This window comes from Pandoraea pnomenusa, assembly GCF_000767615.3.
Lineage (GTDB): Bacteria > Pseudomonadota > Gammaproteobacteria > Burkholderiales > Burkholderiaceae > Pandoraea > Pandoraea pnomenusa.
The window spans coordinates 4,275,994-4,295,270 of record NZ_CP009553.3; the positions used below are offsets into that span (position 1 = coordinate 4,275,994).

A 19,277-nucleotide genomic window follows, 5' to 3' on the forward strand; every position below is an offset into this window, starting at 1 on the left:
ATTTCGCCTCCCCCGGGAACGGCATGGTTTGCCTGAATTAGGGGAAAACCCGCATGATCCATCAATAAACCGATTGATAAAAGTTGGAACCCATCTAGTGAACAGATGAGTCAGAATGACCTCGGCAGAAATGTCTCGTAGACGCTATTAGTGAGAAGACGACGCGCGAAATTTGCATCGGAAAATGCGAGTTGAACGCGCGTTCTACGGTGTTCAACAGGAGTGGCGATGCACCACGGAGGCGCATACAATTTGCGCCACTTTCCCATTGGGCGAAAATCCCCCCTATTCGTACATGGCATCCCATCCGACCCGAATTCCCGACGACGTCTCTCTTCCGGAGCTGACGGTACGCGGCATGATTCTCGGCGCGCTGATCACCGTGGTGTTCACCGCTTCCAATGTCTACCTTGGCCTGAAAGTCGGGCTCACGTTCTCTTCTTCGATTCCGGCCGCCGTCATTTCGATGGCCGTGCTGCGGGCGCTTCGCGGGGGGAACATCCTCGAGAACAACATGGTGCAGACGCAGGCGTCTGCGGCCGGCACGCTCTCGTCGATCATCTTCGTGCTTCCCGGCTTGCTGATGATCGGCCACTGGCAGGGCTTTCCCTTCGGTCTGACGCTCGCGATCTGCGCGTCCGGCGGCATTCTCGGCGTGCTGTTCACCATTCCCTTGCGCCGTGCCATGGTGGTCGACAGCGAGTTGCCTTATCCGGAAGGCGTGGCCGCGGCGGAAATTCTTCGCGTCGGCAGCGAGGGAGACGGCGTGTCGTCGGCTGAAGGGAAGTCGCCTGGCGAGGCGTCGAGCGGCGTGCGCGAAATTGCGTTCGGCGGTGTGGTCTCGGCATTGTTCGCATTCGCCACGACCGGCCTGAAGGTGCTCGGCGAGAGCATCACCGCATGGGTACCGGCGGGAGCGGCCGTCTTCCGTCTCACGACCGGATTCTCGTTGGCGCTTATCGGCGCGGGGTATCTCATCGGTATCGTGTCGGGCCTGGCGATTCTGCTCGGCATCGTGCTGAGCTGGGGAATTGCGGTGCCAGTGCTCACGACGATTACGCCCAATGCGGACGGTCAGGCGATCGCCGCATTTGCCAACGGGCTTTGGCAGCACAAGGTACGATTCATCGGCGCCGGGACCATCGGCGTGGCCGCCATCTGGACGCTCATCACGCTCGCCAAACCAATGGTCGACGGGGTGAAGACGTCGTTCGCGGCGCTGGGACAGTCGCGCGGCGCCCAAGGCAAGGCGGTGACACTCGCGCGCACTGAGCAGGATCTGTCGCCTTACTGGGTGATCGGACTGACACTCCTTTGCGTGGCGGTCTGGGTCGTGACGTTCGGCATCTTTCTCGCGGACGCGCCATTGTCGTTCGGCGGCATTGCGACGCTGGTGATTTGCAGCGTGGTGTTTGCCGTGGTGTTCGGTTTTCTCGTGGCGGCGGCGTGCGGGTATATGGCGGGACTCGTGGGGTCGTCGGCCAGCCCGATTTCGGGCATCGGCATCGTCGCGGTGGTGCTCGTATCGCTGCTTATCCTGAGCGTCAGCCAGGCCAGCGGGCTGCTTGACGCCAGTGGTGGCGGCAAGCTCGGAATTGCGCTCGCGCTGTTCACGACGTCAGCCGTCATCGCGATTGCCACGATTTCGAACGACAACCTGCAGGATCTGAAGACGGGTTGGCTCGTTGGCGCGACCCCGTGGCGTCAGCAGGTGGCATTGCTCGTTGGCTGCGTGGTCGGAGCGGCAGTGATTCCGCCAGTGTTGAATCTGCTGTACAACGCGTATGGATTCATGGATGCACTGCCGCGTCCGGGTATGGACCCGTCGCAGGCATTGTCGGCCCCGCAGGCGATTCTGATGACGGCGATCGCGAAAGGCATCTTCACGCATCAGCTTGACTGGTCGATGCTCGGCATCGGCGCGCTGCTCGGTGTGGCGCTCATCGCGATCGACGCGGCGCTGGCCAAGCGCGGTGGCGTCGCACGTGTGCCGGTCATTGCCGTCGGTATCGGAATCTATCTACCGCCGACGGTAGGCTCCGTACTCGTCATCGGCGCCGTGCTTGGCTGGATCGCACATCGTGTGCTCAGATCGCGTGCGCAAGCCCAGGGGAAGGATTTCGCCCCATTCGCCGAAGCAGCGGAACGGCGCGGCGTGCTGCTGGCGTCGGGCCTGATCGTCGGTGAAAGCCTGGTCGGCGTTGCGATGGCCATGGTGGTCGGCTTCACCGGCTCCGACGCCCCGCTCGCCATCGTCGGCAACGGTTTCGCCCCAACGGCGGAATGGCTGGCGTTGATCGTCTTCTCCGGGATCTGCATCGTGATCGTGCGTCGCGTGCTGGCTACGGGTCGTTAAGCCGACGTTGTCGCGAAATGTTTCTGCTGGCATTTTTGGGGTGCCTGTGTTTTCCTGAGGTAGGTCAGGTCAGCAGGACTGGTTGCGCCCGAATAAGTTGACTATGTTGTTTGTCGCGCCGTGATCTGCTTCAGTTTCGGTCTGAGTCGCCGTCTCATGGACGTACACCTCAACCGGGGGCGTCGGCTCGTGACATCCCATGCGGGCTAATCGGTCGTGTGGTCGTGTGGACGTGTGGACGTGTGGACGTGTGGCAGCAGCGGCAAGCCCGGATCGACGCCTATCCGGTCATCCGGGCAAACGGGTTCACGCAAAGGGATACTTGCGTCGTTTGGCTGCGAACCTGACCTGACGGATATTTTCGTACCACTGGTGTCTAGAGATTCACGGCCCCGGTGTTTGAACCACATTCGCTGACCCGACGGAATTCGGCGGGGGTTAGGTGTTAGCGCCGATGTAAAACTGACCCACCCGCCGAAGTGAATCTGACCCACCTGGGAGAGGATGGCGGCTTTTGCCGCCGATGCTGACTCAGGAGCAAGCAGTGGAAATCAAGGTATTGGCAAGGCGCGGAGCGCCGGTGCGGGAGATAGCGAGGCAGATGGGTGTCTCGCGGAACACGGTCCGACGATATCTGCGCGACCAGAAGGCTAGCCGGTATAAGGGGCGAGAGCCTCGGCCAACCAAACTGGACCCGTTCAAAGCGTACCTGCTTGGGCGAATCGAGGCGGCGCGGCCGCACTGGATTCCGGCAACGGTGTTGCTGCGCGAGTTGCGGGAAGAAGGCTACGACGGCGGTATCAGCCAACTCAAGGTGTTCCTCGCGCCATACAGGGACGCGGAGCCGGAACCGGTCGTGCGCTTCGAGACGCCGCCAGGCCGACAGATGCAAGCCGACTTCACCACGATCCGACGCGGCAGGTCGCCGTTGCTGGCGCTGGTCGCCACGCTGGGCTACAGCCGGGCGACGTACGTGCGTTTCACGAGCGGCGAGGATGCCACGACGTTGTGCCAGTGTCTGCGAGAAGCCTTCGTCTACTTCGGCGGCACGCCCGAGCATGTGCTGTTCGATAACGCCAAGTCGGTCATCGTCGAACGCGATGCTTACGGCGACGGTCATCATCGCTGGAACGGCGAGATGTTGGCGCTGGCGGAAACGTATGGATTTACGCCGAAGGTATGCAGGCCGTACTGACCATGCCTCGATTTCGCGTACAGCAGGAATTTTGTTAATTTCCTGTTTGTACGGAGGATTGCATGTCAGAGAAGTCAGTGCCGAAAAGGCAATACACGAACGAGTTCAAGGTTGAGGCCATCAGGCTTGCCGAAACAGTCGGGCAGCATGAAGCGGCGCGCAGGCTCGGGGTGCCAGTGGCAACGTTAGGGAACTGGAGTCGGCGTAGCCGCAGTTTCGAAGGCGGTATCGAGACGAGTGGTCGTGACGTGAGCGCTGCACGTGTTACGCGCCCGATCAGCGAGTTGGAGGCAGAGAACAGCCGGCTGCGCAAGGAACTCGCCAGCGCAAAACTGGATATTGAAATTCTCTCAAAAGCGACGGCGTACTTCGCGAAGGGGTCGCGGTGAAGTACGCCTGGATCGACGATCACCGCGACCAGTACAGTATCACCCGTCTATGCCAGATTCTGGGCGTTTCACGCAGCGGATATTGCCAGTGGCGCGTTCGCCCACCCAGCGCGAGGGCGCAAGCGAACGCGGCCCTGGATGTGGAAGTCGCGGCGATCCACCGCAAGCATCGTGGCACCTATGGCCGCTCCCGCATCGTGCGTCAATTGCGAGCCCAGGGTCGCACGGCGAGCGAGGAGCGTGTGCGACGTAGCTTGCGACGTCAGGACTTGCGCCCGGTCTACAGGCGTGCCTATCGGGTCACGACGGACTCGGCGCACAGCCTGCCCGTAGCGCCGAACCTGCTCGATCGTCGTTTCAACGGATGGCAGCCTGATCGTGCCTGGGTTAGCGACATCACGTTTGTCAGGACCGGCGAAGGCTGGCTGTATCTCGCAGCGATACTCGATCTGGCGAGCCGACGCGTAGTGGGCTGGTCAATGTCCGAACGCATCGACGCCGAGCTTGTTTGCCAGGCACTGCGCAGCGCGTGCTGGCAACGCAAACCGGCGCCAGGACTGCTGTTACATTCCGACAGAGGGGCCCAGTATGCAAGCCGGGCGTACCAAAAGCTGGCTGCCGGATTCAAGGCAACGATCTCCATGAGCCGTCGTGCCAATGCGTGGGACAACGCCCCTATGGAAAGCTTCTTTAAGACCCTGAAAGTCGAGAGAATCTATGAGGTCCACTACGAAACTCGAGCGCAGGCTCGTTTGGATATCGTCGACTGGATCGAGGGCTATTACAATCGAGAGCGTTTGCACACCTCGATAGGATTTCTTACCCCTGTCGACTACGAGGCCGCGTTGATCGCAGCATGATCTACTGTACGTGGAAACGAGGCAGGGTCACTTCGCTCACGCCGTGGCGCTTGGCCACCTCAGGCACCGTGTCCCGATCCGCTTCACGCAGTATCCGCACAATCTGTTCGTCGCTGTACCGGTTCTTTTTCATGCCAACTCCTCATCTGAGCTGAGGAGCCATTATCCCTAGATCTGATTGGTACGAAATTTTCAGGACAGGTCAAACCCGTCTCCATGCGAACCCGGGCCGACTCGTCTTCGACTGAATTGGAAATCCCGAAGCAAATCGATCCATCGCAGTGGCCGATTCGGGACTGAGGCCGTTGCGCCTTCCAAGGCGTTACCGCTCGAGCAGATCAAGGGGTTCCAGCGGTCGCTTTCCCTATCGGAGAAGACATCCGACACGTCCATGCCGAAAGTCGCGCCCGTCTCCCGATCCCGCCTGCGAACTCGCTCAAGCTCGACTTCGCCGCAGGCATTCGGGGCACAAATCGCGGATGTAAAGCAAAAACCCCTTGCTACTGTGTAGCAAGGGGTTTTTAAGGGGAGCCTGACGATTACCTACTTTCACACGGGTATCCGCACTATCATCGGCGTGGAGTCGTTTCACGGTCCTGTTCGGGATGGGAAGGGGTGGTTCCAACTCGCTATGGTCATCAGGCATAACTTGTATGTTCTGCTGCACGGTGTGTGCAACAAAACCAATTCGGAAGAAGCGTAGTACAACAATGTTGGGTTGCGAGTGTATCGGCACAGCGATACTCACACCAGGAAAAACACACTGGTTATAGGATCAAGCCTCACGGGCAATTAGTATCAGTTAGCTTAACGCATTACTGCGCTTCCACACCTGACCTATCAACGTCCTGGTCTTGAACGACCCTTAAGGGGAATCGAGTTCCCAGGGAAGTCTCATCTTAAGGCGAGTTTCCCGCTTAGATGCTTTCAGCGGTTATCTCTTCCGAACATAGCTACCCGGCGATGCCACTGGCGTGACAACCGGTACACCAGAGGTTCGTCCACTCCGGTCCTCTCGTACTAGGAGCAGCCCCCTTCAAACTTCCAACGCCCACGGCAGATAGGGACCAAACTGTCTCACGACGTTTTAAACCCAGCTCACGTACCTCTTTAAATGGCGAACAGCCATACCCTTGGGACCGGCTACAGCCCCAGGATGAGATGAGCCGACATCGAGGTGCCAAACACCGCCGTCGATATGAACTCTTGGGCGGTATCAGCCTGTTATCCCCAGAGTACCTTTTATCCGTTGAGCGATGGCCCTTCCATACAGAACCACCGGATCACTATGACCTGCTTTCGCACCTGCTCGACTTGTCAGTCTCGCAGTTAAGCACGCTTTTGCCATTGCACTATCAGCACGATTTCCGACCGTACCTAGCGTACCTTCGTACTCCTCCGTTACACTTTGGGAGGAGACCGCCCCAGTCAAACTGCCTACCATGCACTGTCCCCGATCCGGATTACGGACCTAGGTTAGAACCTCAAACAAGCCAGGGTGGTATTTCAAGGACGGCTCCACAGAAACTAGCGTTCCTGCTTCAAAGCCTCCCACCTATCCTACACAGACCGGTTCAAAGTCCAATGCAAAGCTACAGTAAAGGTTCATGGGGTCTTTCCGTCTAGCCGCGGGTAGATTGCATCATCACAAACACTTCAACTTCGCTGAGTCTCGGGAGGAGACAGTGTGGCCATCGTTACGCCATTCGTGCAGGTCGGAACTTACCCGACAAGGAATTTCGCTACCTTAGGACCGTTATAGTTACGGCCGCCGTTTACCGGGACTTCAATCAAGAGCTTGCACCCCATCATTTAATCTTCCGGCACCGGGCAGGCGTCACACCCTATACGTCCACTTTCGTGTTTGCAGAGTGCTGTGTTTTTATTAAACAGTCGCAGCCACCAGTTTATTGCAACCCCTTCACCCTCCTGGCGCAGGCCAGTCAAGCTACAAGGGCGTACCTTATCCCGAAGTTACGGTACCAATTTGCCGAGTTCCTTCTCCCGAGTTCTCTCAAGCGCCTTAGAATACTCATCTCGCCCACCTGTGTCGGTTTGCGGTACGGTCTCGTATGACTGAAGCTTAGAGGCTTTTCTTGGAACCACTTCCAATTGCTTCGCGAACAAGTTCGCTCGCCCCACAGCCTTGAATTACGCGCCCGGATTTGCCTAAGCGCCTTCTCCACTGCAGGGACCGGGACTTCCAACACCCGGACAACCTTCCGCGATCCGTCCCCCCATCGCATCATACGACGGTGCAGGAATATTAACCTGCTTCCCATCAGCTACGCATCTCTGCCTCGCCTTAGGGGCCGACTCACCCTACGCCGATGAACGTTGCGTAGGAAACCTTGGGCTTACGGCGAGGGGGCCTTTCACCCCCTTTATCGCTACTCATGTCAGCATTCGCACTTCTGATACCTCCAGCAACCTTTACAAGTCACCTTCACAGGCTTACAGAACGCTCTCCTACCATGCGAGCAAGCTCGCATCCGCAGCTTCGGTATATTGCTTAGCCCCGTTACATCTTCCGCGCAGGACGACTCGATCAGTGAGCTATTACGCTTTCTTTAAAGGGTGGCTGCTTCTAAGCCAACCTCCTGACTGTTTTAGCCTTCCCACTTCGTTTCCCACTTAGCAATATTTAGGGACCTTAGCTGGCGGTCTGGGTTGTTTCCCTCTTGACACCGGACGTTAGCACCCGATGTCTGTCTCCCGTGATTGCACTCTTCGGTATTCGGAGTTTGCTATGGCGAGGTAATCCGCAATGGACCCCTCAACCATGACAGTGCTCTACCCCCGAAGGTGATACACGAGGCACTACCTAAATAGTTTTCGGAGAGAACCAGCTATTTCCAAGTTTGTTTAGCCTTTCACCCCTATCCACAGCTCATCCCCTAACTTTTCAACGTTAGTGGGTTCGGTCCTCCAGTACGTGTTACCGCACCTTCAACCTGGCCATGGATAGATCACTTGGTTTCGGGTCTACACCCAGCGACTGAACGCCCTATTCGGACTCGCTTTCGCTACGCCTTCCCTATTCGGTTAAGCTCGCCACTGAATGTAAGTCGCTGACCCATTATACAAAAGGTACGCCGTCACCCCTTTCGAGGCTCCGACTGTTTGTATGCATGCGGTTTCAGGATCTATTTCACTCCCCTCCCGGGGTTCTTTTCGCCTTTCCCTCACGGTACTGGTTCACTATCGGTCGATTACGAGTATTTAGCCTTGGAGGATGGTCCCCCCATCTTCAGACAGGATTTCACGTGTCCCGCCCTACTTTTCTCAAGCTTAGTTCCACACCAGGGTTTTCTCATACGGGGCTATCACCCACTATGGCCGGACTTTCCATTCCGTTTTGATAACACCGGTGCTAAATCTTGAAGGCTGGTCCCATTTCGCTCGCCACTACTTTGGGAATCTCGGTTGATTTCTTTTCCTGCAGCTACTTAGATGTTTCAGTTCGCCGCGTTCGCTTCACTGGACCTATGTATTCAGTCCAGGATGACCTAAAAGGCCGGGTTTCCCCATTCGGACATTTGTGGATCAATGCTTATTTGCCAGCTCCCCACAACTTTTCGCAGGCTATCGCGTCCTTCATCGCCTGTAATCGCCAAGGCATCCACCACATGCACTTATTCGCTTGACCCTATAACGAGTGCGTCTCTCGACACATCCTTCATAGGTTGAGTTTTCGCGTTGTGCCGTATTCCAAGTCATCTTTCGATCACTTAAATACTGGTTGATACAATCACAACCCGTACAATTTCCACGCGCCATCTCTAACGCGCTTCCGTTGTACTACTTCTTCTTCCAAATTGTTAAAGAACAAATACTGCATGACATTGCTGTCATTCAAAAACGTTCACGTGGATTTACTACAGAGTTACTGCAGACGTAAAACACTTTTGACTGACATCGATGTGATCTAAGGTTTTGGTGGAGGCAGACGGGATCGAACCGACGACCCCCTGCTTGCAAAGCAGGTGCTCTCCCAGCTGAGCTATGCCCCCCTATCAAGCCTCATTTACCAGCCGACTTGGTCAGGCGGTGGTTAAGCTTGGTGGGTCTGGAAGGACTTGAACCTTCGACCCCCGCCTTATCAAGACGGTGCTCTAACCACCTGAGCTACAGACCCGACTTAGATCTACGCAGTCAACAACCGATAAGCGTGAACACTCAACTTCCAGTGCATGCTCTAGAAAGGAGGTGATCCAGCCGCAGGTTCCCCTACGGCTACCTTGTTACGACTTCACCCCAGTCATGAATCCTGCCGTGGTAAGCGCCCTCCTTACGGTTAGGCTACCTACTTCTGGCAAAACCCACTCCCATGGTGTGACGGGCGGTGTGTACAAGACCCGGGAACGTATTCACCGCGACATGCTGATCCGCGATTACTAGCGATTCCAGCTTCACGCAGTCGAGTTGCAGACTGCGATCCGGACTACGATCGGTTTTCTGGGGTTAGCTCCACCTCGCGGTTTGGCAGCCCTCTGTACCGACCATTGTATGACGTGTGAAGCCCTACCCATAAGGGCCATGAGGACTTGACGTCATCCCCACCTTCCTCCGGTTTGTCACCGGCAGTCTCCTTAGAGTGCTCTTGCGTAGCAACTAAGGACAAGGGTTGCGCTCGTTGCGGGACTTAACCCAACATCTCACGACACGAGCTGACGACAGCCATGCAGCACCTGTGTTACGGTTCTCTTTCGAGCACTCCCACCTCTCAGCAGGATTCCGTACATGTCAAGGGTAGGTAAGGTTTTTCGCGTTGCATCGAATTAATCCACATCATCCACCGCTTGTGCGGGTCCCCGTCAATTCCTTTGAGTTTTAATCTTGCGACCGTACTCCCCAGGCGGTCAACTTCACGCGTTAGCTACGTTACTAAGGAAATGAATCCCCAACAACTAGTTGACATCGTTTAGGGCGTGGACTACCAGGGTATCTAATCCTGTTTGCTCCCCACGCTTTCGTGCATGAGCGTCAGTATTGGCCCAGGGGGCTGCCTTCGCCATCGGTATTCCTCCACATCTCTACGCATTTCACTGCTACACGTGGAATTCTACCCCCCTCTGCCATACTCTAGCCTTGCAGTCACGAATGCAGTTCCCAGGTTAAGCCCGGGGATTTCACATCCGTCTTACAAAACCGCCTGCGCACGCTTTACGCCCAGTAATTCCGATTAACGCTTGCACCCTACGTATTACCGCGGCTGCTGGCACGTAGTTAGCCGGTGCTTATTCTTCCGGTACCGTCATCCCCCCGAGGTATTAACCCAGAGGATTTCTTTCCGGACAAAAGTGCTTTACAACCCGAAGGCCTTCTTCACACACGCGGCATTGCTGGATCAGGCTTTCGCCCATTGTCCAAAATTCCCCACTGCTGCCTCCCGTAGGAGTCTGGGCCGTGTCTCAGTCCCAGTGTGGCTGGTCGTCCTCTCAGACCAGCTACAGATCGTCGCCTTGGTGAGCTTTTACCCCACCAACTAGCTAATCTGACATCGGCCGCTCTTGTAGCGCGAGGCCCGAAGGTCCCCCGCTTTCCTCCTCAGAGCGTATGCGGTATTAATCCGGCTTTCGCCGAGCTATCCCCCACTACAAGGTACGTTCCGATGTATTACTCACCCGTTCGCCACTCGCCACCAGGTGCAAGCACCCGTGCTGCCGTTCGACTTGCATGTGTAAGGCATGCCGCCAGCGTTCAATCTGAGCCAGGATCAAACTCTTCAGTTTAAACCTGTTACTGTTTTCGGTTTTTCGCGATAAATCGCTAGAACCGGTCGCTCTCAAAGTATGCTGACAAGTTAATTACTTAACTTACCTATTACTATGTGAGCCTCAATAAATTTAAAGCTAATCTGCCGAAGCAGACGCACCATTCATCGAGTGCCCACACTTATCGGTTGTTCAATTTTTAAAGATCAATCGCATCGCACTTCGCTTCGTCGCCAACTTACCGCGCCGTCGCTTCGTTTTCTGCGTCGCTGCATCAGCAGCAGAGAAGTGAGATTATGTCGCAGCTTCTCGTCGTCGTCAACAGTTTTTTTCGCTTTCTTCGCTCGCCGCCGTAGCGACTCGCCTGCTCGAAAACCACTAACCACCGGGCTTTCCAGCCCGTCGCCCCAACCGCTTCGCCGCTTTCGCTGCGTCGCCGTCGTTGCGAGAGACGAGATATTAGTCACGTTCGCCCAACCGCGCAAGCCCTTTGTGAAACTATTTTTACGGAGCGGGTGCGTTTCTCTTCGCCTCGGCCCCTCCTCGTCCTTCAGAAGTCGGCAACGGGACGCCGTGAGCGCCTGCGGCCTCATATATATATAGAGAGAGAAGCCGAAGAGGGGAGACATCGCAATTGGCATAACGCAACGCGACGTTCAGCGCCGCTCTCGTCACTTCACGCACCAGAGGCCCTCCCCACCCCCGCCGAATCCTGGGCGGCGACGGCAACGCCTCAGGCTGGCTCGCGACGATGCCGTCCGATTCCTCCGTGATACAACGCAGGGGACGTCATGCCAAGTTTGTGGGCCATGATGACGAGATCGGCGAACGAGCGCGCTTCCATCTTGCGCATCGCATTGCCGCGGTGAATCTTCACTGTGACTTCGCTGATCCCTAGCTCGTCGGCGATGTGCTTGTTCATCCGCCCGGCTGCCACGAGCGCCATCACCTCGCGCTCCCGTTGCGAGAGTCGCTGCGCGCGCTCGGCAACATCACCACTGACCTTCTCGATCGCCAGTCGCTGACGGTCTCGAGCCAGGCCCGCCCCGACCGCGTCGAGCAATCCGCCCTCGGTCAGCGGCGGCGTAAGAAAGTCGACCGCCCCGGCCTTCATGCCCGACACACTCATTGTCACGTCCGCATGACTGGCGACGAGCACCACCGGAATCGGATCGCGCAATGCCGCAAGCTCGTGCTGGAACGCCAACCCGCCGCCAGGCACATCGAGATCGGCCGACAACACAAGACACGCCGGACCTGTGGCCCGCGCGTGCGCGAGAAACGCAGCGGCGCTCTCGAAGCCCAGTATCGCCAGGCCCGCCGACGCGAGTTGCGCGCAAAGCGTATCGTTGCGCGTCCGGTCGCTATCAACGACATAGACGCTCGGGGAATCGCAGTCCGAAAGCCGGTTCATGCAGGGCGGCAGAGTCAAGGGGAATGCTGCTGAGTATACGTTAGTCACGTGCTTCTTAAACGAATCAAAAAGCACGAACGTGCTGCCGATTTCGGTGGATAACCGGCCGTGAAGCCCCGTCGGCAAAGGCGCCGGTCGTGCTAATACGAAGAGACGATGGAAGCTGTCACATCGGCGGCATACGCTCTCGGATGGTCGTGTGCGGTGCCGTTACGACCCATTCCAGCCTTCCCTCCGGAGTCTTCCATGTCGAATCCCAAGCTCGAAGTCCTTACCCCCCAGAACTGCCAGCTCATCTTCATCGACCATCAACCGCAGATGGCATTCGGTGTTCAGTCGATGGATCGCCAGGCGCTCAAGAACAACACCGTCGGGCTGGCCAAGGCTGCCCGCATCTTTAATATTCCGACGACGATCACCACGGTGGAAACCGAATCGTTTTCGGGTTTCACGTATCCCGAACTGCTCGACGTCTTCCCGAACCAGAAGCTGCTCGAGCGCACCTCGATGAACTCGTGGGACGACCAGAAAGTGCGCGACGCGCTCGCCGCCAATGGTCGCAAGAAGGTGGTGGTCTCGGGCCTGTGGACCGAAGTGTGCAACACGACCTTCGCGCTGTGCGCGATGCTCGAGGGGGGCTACGAGATCTACATGGTGGCCGACGCCTCGGGCGGCACCTCGCGTGAAGCCCACGACTACGCCATGCAGCGCATGGTCCAGGCCGGCGTGGTGCCTGTGACGTGGCAGCAGGTCCTGCTTGAGTGGCAGCGCGACTGGGCGCATCGCGACACGTACGATGCCGTGATGAAGCTCGTGAAGGAGCACTCCGGCGCGTATGGCATGGGCGTGGACTATGCCTATACGATGGTGCACAAGGCGCCGCAGCGCACCGAAACGCCGCACGAAGCCATCGCCGCGGTTCCCGCTCGCTGACAGGAGTCCAGCCATGCCCGCCCCCACGCCCGATCTCATTCTGGTCAACGGCAAGTTCTCCACGCTCGACCGTGCCAATCCGCAGGCCGACGCCGTCGCCATTGCCGGCGGCACGTTCACCGCGGTCGGCACGCGCGAAGACGTGATGCGACTGGCCAGCGCCGATACGCCGATCATTGACCTGCAGGGCCGCCGCGTCATCCCCGGCCTGATCGACAGCCACATGCACATCATTCGCGGTGGCCTCAACTACAACATGGAGTTGCGCTGGGACGGCGTACGCTCGCTGGCCGACGCCATGCGCATGTTGAAGGATCAGGTCGACCGGACGCCGGCGCCGCAATGGGTCCGGGTGGTGGGCGGCTTTACCGAACATCAGTTCGTCGAGAAGCGGCTGCCGACCATCGACGAACTGAACGCCGTCGCGCCGGACACGCCGGTGTTCATCCTCCACCTGTACGACCGCGCGATCCTCAACGGCGCGGCGCTGCGCACGGTGGGCTATACCAAGGACACTCCCAACCCGCCGGGCGGGGAGATCGTGCGGGATGCGTCGGGCAACCCGACCGGGCTGCTGCTTGCCAAGCCCAATGCGACCATCCTGTACGCCACGCTAGCGAAGGGTCCGAAGCTGCCGCCGGAGTATCAGAAGAACTCCACGCGCCACTTCATGCGCGAAGTCAACCGGCTTGGCGTGACCGGCGTCATCGATGCGGGCGGCGGATTCCAGAACTACCCCGAGGATTACGAGATCATCGAGGCCCTTCACCGGGAAGATCAGTTGACGGTGCGTCTCGCGTACAACCTTTTCACACAGAAGCCCAAGGCGGAGCTCGCCGACTTCAGCAGTTGGGTGAAGCAGGTGAGCCCGGGCCAGGGGGACGACCTGTACCGTCACAACGGTGCGGGCGAGATGCTGGTGTATACCGCGGCCGACTTCGAGGATTTCCGCGTGGAGCGTCCCGAAATGCCGCCGTCGATGGAGGACGATCTGGAGCCGGTGGTACGCCTGCTCGCGGAGAATCGCTGGCCATGGCGCCTGCATGCGACCTACGACCAGACCATCTCTCGCGCGCTGGACGTCTACGAGAAGGTTGCGAAAGACGTGCCATTCGACGGCCTGCACTGGTTCTTCGATCACGCCGAGACGATCAGCGATCGCAACATCGACCGGATCGCGGCACTTGGCGGCGGGATCGCCGTGCAGCATCGCATGGCATACCAGGGCGAATACTTCGTGGAGCGTTACGGCGCACGGGCGGCCGAGGCAACGCCGCCGATCCGCCGCATGCTCGAGCGGGGCGTGAAGGTAGGCGCGGGCACGGATGCCACGCGCGTCGCCTCGTACAACCCATGGGTATCGCTCTACTGGCTGGTCACGGGCAAGACGGTCGGGGGATTGCGCATGTACGCGCCGCACAACCTGCTCGATCGCGACGAGGCACTGCGCCTCTGGACCGAGGCCAACACGTGGTTCTCGTCGGAAGTGGGCAAGAAGGGGCAGATCAAGATCGGGCAACTGGCCGATCTCGCCGTGCTCTCGGCCGACTACTTCAGCGTTCCCGAAGACGATATCCAGGACATCACGTCGGTGCTCACGATACTGGGTGGCAAGGTCGTATACGGCGATGGCGACTTCAGCCGTCATGCGCCTGCACTCCCCCCGGCGATGCCGGACTGGTCGCCGGCGCGGCACGGCGTGGGCTATCAGCCGCGCGGGCCGCAAGCGCTCAATGTCAGCGTGCGCTGTGGCTGCGCGAGTTCCTGCGGCGTGCACGGTCACGCGCATGCGAAGGCCTGGGGTGCCAACGTACCGGCGTCGGACGAGAGCGGCTTCTGGGGCGCCCTCGGCTGCTCCTGCTGGGCCTTCTGATTCCACCGACGTCATCCGAGGTGTGTCATGGCCACATTGCAACCGTCTTCCGATCCTTCGCCGCCCGTGGCGCGCGGCGCTCTCTCGCTGCCGGGCTGGGTCAGCTGGCTGGCGCTGTTGCTGCTGTGCAGCGCCTATCTACAGGGCGGCATCGACAAGGCGCTGGATTTTCGCGGCGCCATCGCCGAGATGCAGCACTTCGGCCTGTCGCCTGCCGCGCCGATGGCGGTCGCGGTCATCGTGCTCGAGATCGGTGCGTCGCTGATGATCCTGACAGGCAAGGGGCGATGGCTGGGTGCGTTGGCGCTGGCGGCCTTCACGCTGGCGGCGACATTCCTTGCCAATCGTTTCTGGGATGCACCGCCCGAGGCGCGCCAGATGATTGCCAACGGATTCTTCGAGCATCTCGGATTGGTCGGCGGCTTCATTGCCGTGGCCTGGTACGACCTCGGCATCCACGCTTCGCGGAGATCCTGATGAAGCTCTATCTCGTTTCGCTCGCCGTCGGTATTCTCGTCGGCGTCATTTACGGTGGCCTCGGTGTACGCTCGCCGGCGCCGCCCGCCGTCGCGCTGATTGGCCTGCTCGGCATGCTCATCGGCGAGCAGGTGGTGCCGCCGGTGAAGCGTTTGCTCGCGGGCGAGCCTGTCAATCTCGTGTGGTTCCATCGCGAATGCGTGCCGAAGATCACCGGCCTGCCGGCCCCCGTGGCGAAGACGCCGACACAAGACGGCAAATCGGAGACGCCGCAGGCTTGAGGCTGCGGCGTCTCCGGAAGTTACCGAGGGCCGAACGTTTCGGTGTAAAAGGGCAATGGGAGACCGCCGGGCGACCGCCGGGTGGGTGCTGAATGGCCGATTGGTGGTCGGTCAATGCCCCATCGACACCGGATCAACGCCCGATCTCATACTCCCGCAGCAGGCGGCAAACACGCCCCTTGTCGACCTCCGGGATGCGGTCCATGCCCACGTACGGCCAGAACTCCTCGACGGCGGCGCGACCTTCGACGCCGTCGGCGAGCAGGCAACCGAGCGCGTCCGCGCGCCGGCGCTCCGGCAACAGATCGAGCGAAAGCACCAACGCGTCCATTACGCGCTGCTTACGGCTGCCTTTGAAAAAGCGCTCGCCCACGTCGTGGACGAAGCGCGACCACATTCCGGAGGGCGCGCCATTGCCGGCGGCCGCGCTCCACTGATCGCGCAGGACCCGATCGCGCCGCAATGGCTCTCTGAAGAAGGCGAAGTCGTCGGCAGGCCCGCGATCGGCCGGCGACTGCGCGTGGCACACCGATACGTCGGGCGGCGCGGATACGGTGCGGGTCATGGTTGGCGTGAGTGGCTGCATCATCAATCTCCTCAGGTGATGGGAGATCGCATCCTGCCATCCCGGCGTCCCCGTGCTTTGCCAACGCATCGGCGGGCTTGTCATTCCGGCAATACGTCGATCGACAGCCACCTGTCATCCCGAACCGGCATCACCGCCATCGGCCCGAAATTGCCCTTCCGATGCCACATCGCCCCGCCGCCTTGCACGAAGACGGCGCGGCAACAACCTGCTTAAGCCGACGCGTTCACGACAATTCGTCAAAGCGTATGCTCAACCCTATCTTTCTTGCGGCAGCGCGCACATCCCGCTTTGCCCTCGACGCGACGACGACCGAGCCCGGGGCCGCCTCGGCAATCGCCTTGATGTGAATGCCCTTGATATCCTGTGAAAGGCATCGGCCCAACGCAAGCGTCCGAGCCCCCATGTAGAGGCCGCTCAAGGTGACAAGATGTCGCAACGACATCCCCGGCTCGCCGAATTCCAGCCTCACCTCCTCTAGCCGGTGCGGTGTTCCGTCAAGCTTCAGGCAACGGGTACCGGATGCACTGCACGTCAATTCAAGCGTTTTGAGCGCTGCCAACGGCGTCAGGAGATCCACTGGCACAGACGCGGGATGGTCGAAACGTAGATGGAATGCCATTCCCAGACCGGTAAGCCTGGCCCCCGCGATATCAGACCGAAGAAACTGAAAGACCCTGTCATTGAGCAAGGCGGCACTCGACGCGTCGTCCTGACATTCCTCCCACTTCAGGCCGCGAATCACGACGCAATCGCAATCGTCGAGCCCAACTTGCTGAAACACGTCCAACACCGCCATCGCTAGCGCATCGTCCAGTCCACCGACATGAGCACCAAGCTGCCGGATACGATCTTCACGCACCCGGTGCGCCAGCACCGCCTTGAATTCGGCCGGTCTATCGCAATGAATCCGTGCCAGCTCACGAACCAGCGCAGCGCAGGACGTGAGCGATTCGGCTCTGACATGCCTGAACACCACCTCGGATATGGCGACACTGCCGAAGACGCCGTGCCAAAGCCTCATGTCGAAGGGTTCGGTTGCACGCGAATCTCCGGATCGGCGGCCTCGACGCGGAACAACGAGCGAGGCCGCCCGACCCGCTACGCGTTGCATGATTGCAGGGAGCCCCGCGGACGTACCTCCGGCTCCCAAACGCCATGCCCCCAGCTCCCCGGGGAAGCGAATTCGTATCGTCATCTCGGGCCTCGCGGTTCACGGAACAGACAGTGTGTAACCCAAGTGCCCCTTATGGTTCTCTCACACGACGACCGCCACGATATTACCGCGGCTTCGCGACCGCTCCGTAAGCCCCGGCGGCCATCAGACACGCACGACAGGAACGAATGTTTCGCTGGATGTTACTAAAGCGTTATCAGAATTCCTCTTTGCCCTATGAAACTGCCTTCCTTTATCAAGTTTCCATGTTGCGGCACACGAAAACGGTCATCGCGCGGTGTCGAGACCCACGCTGTCCGCAATGAAATCGAGATGGTTCCGTTGGGTCGATCGGCTTCACGCCGCGCAGCCACCATGCAGGCCGGGGGCAGCGGCGCCGCACCGCTGAACAATCGCACCAATGTCGTGGCACCGCCGTTATCGCGAATTCAAGTCCCCCTTAGCGAGGGGCAAATGGCTGCGCTTGAACAATGGGCCAACGCGGAGACCGGTCTGCCCGGTGAAAAGCGCAAGGAGGCTGCGGGCATCATCGCCACCTGTGCAAAAACGCTCGCACTCAAGCTCGACCTCTCTCAGCTCGGGCTCACGGAGCTTCCGCCGGATATCGGGCTGTATTGCCCCCAGATCAAGGAGCTCCTGCTTGCCGGCAATCGGCTGGACCGACTTCCCGAGTCAATGCGGCATTGCCGATTGCTCACACACGTCGACATCTCGATGAACCGGCTTTACCTGGTGCCGGACGCCATCAGTACCTGGCCAAACCTGACATTCCTCAACCTTGAGGGAAATCGCCTCGTTACACTCCCTGACGAGGTGTTCTCACATCCCCGACTCGCGGAACTGAAGGTGAACCATACTCGGCTGCGAACACTTCCCGACAGCATGCCTACGGGCAGCCCACTGCGCCATATCGACCTGCGCGGCATGGAGATACGCCCATTGCACGGCGCCATCTCCAATCTCTCCCCGGAATGCGAGGTACTGCTGAGTTCATCGCAGTACGCGCCGGGCGATATCGAGGCGGTGATGGCCATGAACGCACCGCGCTTCGATTTTTGCGCCGACGCTTCGCTCGACGAATCTGTTCCCGGTTCGGATGTCCGCGAGGAGGTATTTGGTTGGTATGCCGGGCGTGACATTCGCCTGTGGTCGGAAATCTCGACAGACGCCCATGCCGATACGCTGGCCAATTTCCTGGATGTGCTCCACCATGTCGCGGAATTCCGGCATCCCGATTCGCGAAACCGCCTCGAAGCCCGCGTCGAACGGGTACTGCGAAGCTTCGAACGCGCTTCGGATGCGTTGCGCGCAACGTTATACCGCATCATCGACGAAGGGCTGACCTCGTGTGAAGACAACGTCGCGGTTGCACTCCAACAGGTCGAGATGGCATTGGTCGAGCAGGACGCGATTTCGGGGAACATCAGTGTTTCCGAACTGATACGTCTGGCCAAACAAAACTTCCGTGAGGAAGCGCTTACCAAGCTCCTCGTGGGGCATGAGCAGGCGAACGGAGGCGTCGATGACGCGAGCGCGAGCCACGGGTTCGCCGATCAGGTTTCCGTCTATCTTGTCTATCGCCGTGCCCTGCAAGCCAAAGGCATCGAGTTCGCGGGAGGAACGGAGATGGTGATTCACTCCAGACTCGCCGGCGAGATCGATGGTGCACTCGGCGAGGACATCGATCAGGCCTACGCCACACTCATGTCGCTTGAAGACGGCAGCGAAATGCAAGCCCACGTTGCGCAGTATGCGCCCCTGCAAGGCTACGTCCGCAGCCGGAATCCCGTGGCTTTTGCAGAGGTGGAAGCCGAATATGCCAAGCGGGCCGACATACTGAATGCGGCAAACGACATGCTGACAAGCGGGGAATCGGTGCGCCGGTGGAACGCGCTTAGCGACGAACGCAATAAAGCCCTGTCCGAGTTACACCACCGCCTTCTCGACGAATTGCTGCGCTCGCCCGATTCGCTTCCCACTTCGCGCGGCGGTCCCATCCCTTCCCCTATCTCCGCCTGA

11 protein-coding genes, 2 tRNA genes, 3 rRNA genes and 2 pseudogenes are annotated in these 19,277 nt (G+C 59.3%); 9 read left to right on the top strand and 9 right to left on the bottom strand.

Annotated features, from left to right (window positions below):
- The first annotated feature begins 295 nt into the window (after positions 1 to 295).
- The 4 genes and pseudogenes from LV28_RS43025 to LV28_RS43040 all read left to right on the top strand — a co-directional run bounded on the left by LV28_RS43025 (position 296) and on the right by LV28_RS43040 (position 4,800).
- Positions 296 to 2,356 (top strand): OPT family oligopeptide transporter, encoded by a 2,061-nt coding sequence (locus tag LV28_RS43025; RefSeq protein WP_023873257.1) that lies wholly within the window; start codon positions 296 to 298, stop codon positions 2,354 to 2,356.
- A gap of 523 nt (positions 2,357 to 2,879) precedes the next feature.
- Positions 2,880 to 3,548 (top strand): annotated as a pseudogene (istA, locus tag LV28_RS43030) (IS21 family transposase); the annotation flags it as partial.
- A gap of 65 nt (positions 3,549 to 3,613) precedes the next feature.
- Positions 3,614 to 3,940: an IS3 family transposase gene (locus LV28_RS49610; RefSeq protein ID WP_023597417.1), complete on the top strand. Its 327-nt coding sequence runs from the start codon at positions 3,614 to 3,616 to the stop codon at positions 3,938 to 3,940.
- Positions 3,937 to 4,800, top strand: coding sequence for an IS3 family transposase (locus LV28_RS43040; protein WP_023597416.1), 864 nt, complete (start codon positions 3,937 to 3,939; stop codon positions 4,798 to 4,800). The genes LV28_RS49610 and LV28_RS43040 overlap by 4 nt, the downstream gene beginning before the upstream one ends.
- A gap of 22 nt (positions 4,801 to 4,822) precedes the next feature.
- Here the strand turns inward: LV28_RS43040 and LV28_RS43045 are convergent.
- From LV28_RS43045 to LV28_RS43075, 7 genes and pseudogenes are all read right to left on the bottom strand, one after another.
- Positions 4,823 to 4,933 (bottom strand): annotated as a pseudogene (locus LV28_RS43045) (transposase); the annotation flags it as partial.
- A 397-nt stretch (positions 4,934 to 5,330) separates the two neighbouring features.
- A 5S ribosomal RNA gene (gene rrf, locus LV28_RS43050) occupies positions 5,331 to 5,443 on the bottom strand.
- 128 nt (positions 5,444 to 5,571) lie between these two features.
- Positions 5,572 to 8,449 (bottom strand): 23S ribosomal RNA (locus tag LV28_RS43055).
- A gap of 288 nt (positions 8,450 to 8,737) precedes the next feature.
- Positions 8,738 to 8,813: transfer RNA gene (locus tag LV28_RS43060), tRNA-Ala, on the bottom strand.
- Between the two features lie 48 nt (positions 8,814 to 8,861).
- A tRNA-Ile gene (locus tag LV28_RS43065) sits at positions 8,862 to 8,938 on the bottom strand.
- Between the two features lie 64 nt (positions 8,939 to 9,002).
- Positions 9,003 to 10,535, bottom strand: a 16S ribosomal RNA gene (locus tag LV28_RS43070).
- The 16S, 23S and 5S rRNA genes sit together here with 2 tRNA genes alongside, the layout of an rRNA operon.
- A gap of 715 nt (positions 10,536 to 11,250) precedes the next feature.
- On the bottom strand, positions 11,251 to 11,931 hold the full coding sequence (locus LV28_RS43075) for a response regulator transcription factor (protein ID WP_048806537.1): 681 nt from the start codon (positions 11,929 to 11,931) through the stop codon (positions 11,251 to 11,253).
- Positions 11,932 to 12,177: 246 nt separating this feature from the next.
- Between LV28_RS43075 and LV28_RS43080 the strand changes: the two genes are divergently transcribed.
- From LV28_RS43080 to LV28_RS43095, 4 genes are read left to right on the top strand one after another with little or no spacing between them, the layout of a single operon-like run.
- The gene (locus LV28_RS43080; RefSeq protein ID WP_023597352.1) at positions 12,178 to 12,864 is read left to right on the top strand and encodes a hydrolase; all 687 of its coding nucleotides are present in this window, start codon (positions 12,178 to 12,180) and stop codon (positions 12,862 to 12,864) included.
- A 13-nt stretch (positions 12,865 to 12,877) separates the two neighbouring features.
- Positions 12,878 to 14,737, top strand: coding sequence for an amidohydrolase (locus LV28_RS43085; protein WP_023873255.1), 1,860 nt, complete (start codon positions 12,878 to 12,880; stop codon positions 14,735 to 14,737).
- Between the two features lie 27 nt (positions 14,738 to 14,764).
- The gene (locus LV28_RS43090) at positions 14,765 to 15,214 is read left to right on the top strand and encodes a DoxX family protein (RefSeq protein ID WP_023597354.1); all 450 of its coding nucleotides are present in this window, start codon (positions 14,765 to 14,767) and stop codon (positions 15,212 to 15,214) included.
- Positions 15,214 to 15,495, top strand: coding sequence for a XapX domain-containing protein (locus tag LV28_RS43095; protein WP_023597355.1), 282 nt, complete (start codon positions 15,214 to 15,216; stop codon positions 15,493 to 15,495). Before LV28_RS43090 ends, LV28_RS43095 begins: the two co-directional genes overlap by 1 nt.
- A gap of 133 nt (positions 15,496 to 15,628) precedes the next feature.
- Here the strand turns inward: LV28_RS43095 and LV28_RS43100 are convergent, their stop codons facing one another.
- Together LV28_RS43100 and LV28_RS43105 are read right to left on the bottom strand one after the other, a co-directional pair.
- The gene (locus tag LV28_RS43100) at positions 15,629 to 16,084 is read right to left on the bottom strand and encodes a hypothetical protein (RefSeq protein WP_023597356.1); all 456 of its coding nucleotides are present in this window, start codon (positions 16,082 to 16,084) and stop codon (positions 15,629 to 15,631) included.
- 223 nt (positions 16,085 to 16,307) lie between these two features.
- Positions 16,308 to 17,105 carry a hypothetical protein gene (locus tag LV28_RS43105; protein ID WP_038620147.1) on the bottom strand — a complete coding sequence of 266 codons (798 nt, stop codon included), beginning with the start codon at positions 17,103 to 17,105 and terminating at the stop codon, positions 16,308 to 16,310.
- 369 nt (positions 17,106 to 17,474) lie between these two features.
- Here LV28_RS43105 and LV28_RS43110 point away from each other — a divergent pair, with 369 nt between their 5' ends.
- On the top strand, positions 17,475 to 19,277 hold the full coding sequence (locus LV28_RS43110; protein WP_081326939.1) for an NEL-type E3 ubiquitin ligase domain-containing protein: 1,803 nt from the start codon (positions 17,475 to 17,477) through the stop codon (positions 19,275 to 19,277).

Coding starts and splice junctions, on each gene's coding strand:
- LV28_RS43025 (WP_023873257.1), top strand. CDS start 296: ATGGCATCCCATCCGACCCGAATTCCCGACGACGTCTCTCTTCCGGAG.
- LV28_RS49610 (WP_023597417.1), top strand. CDS start 3,614: ATGTCAGAGAAGTCAGTGCCGAAAAGGCAATACACGAACGAGTTCAAG.
- LV28_RS43075 (WP_048806537.1), bottom strand. CDS start 11,931: ATGAACCGGCTTTCGGACTGCGATTCCCCGAGCGTCTATGTCGTTGAT.
- LV28_RS43080 (WP_023597352.1), top strand. CDS start 12,178: ATGTCGAATCCCAAGCTCGAAGTCCTTACCCCCCAGAACTGCCAGCTC.
- LV28_RS43085 (WP_023873255.1), top strand. CDS start 12,878: ATGCCCGCCCCCACGCCCGATCTCATTCTGGTCAACGGCAAGTTCTCC.
- LV28_RS43090 (WP_023597354.1), top strand. CDS start 14,765: ATGGCCACATTGCAACCGTCTTCCGATCCTTCGCCGCCCGTGGCGCGC.
- LV28_RS43095 (WP_023597355.1), top strand. CDS start 15,214: ATGAAGCTCTATCTCGTTTCGCTCGCCGTCGGTATTCTCGTCGGCGTC.
- LV28_RS43100 (WP_023597356.1), bottom strand. CDS start 16,084: ATGATGCAGCCACTCACGCCAACCATGACCCGCACCGTATCCGCGCCG.
- LV28_RS43105 (WP_038620147.1), bottom strand. CDS start 17,105: ATGAGGCTTTGGCACGGCGTCTTCGGCAGTGTCGCCATATCCGAGGTG.
- LV28_RS43110 (WP_081326939.1), top strand. CDS start 17,475: ATGAAACTGCCTTCCTTTATCAAGTTTCCATGTTGCGGCACACGAAAA.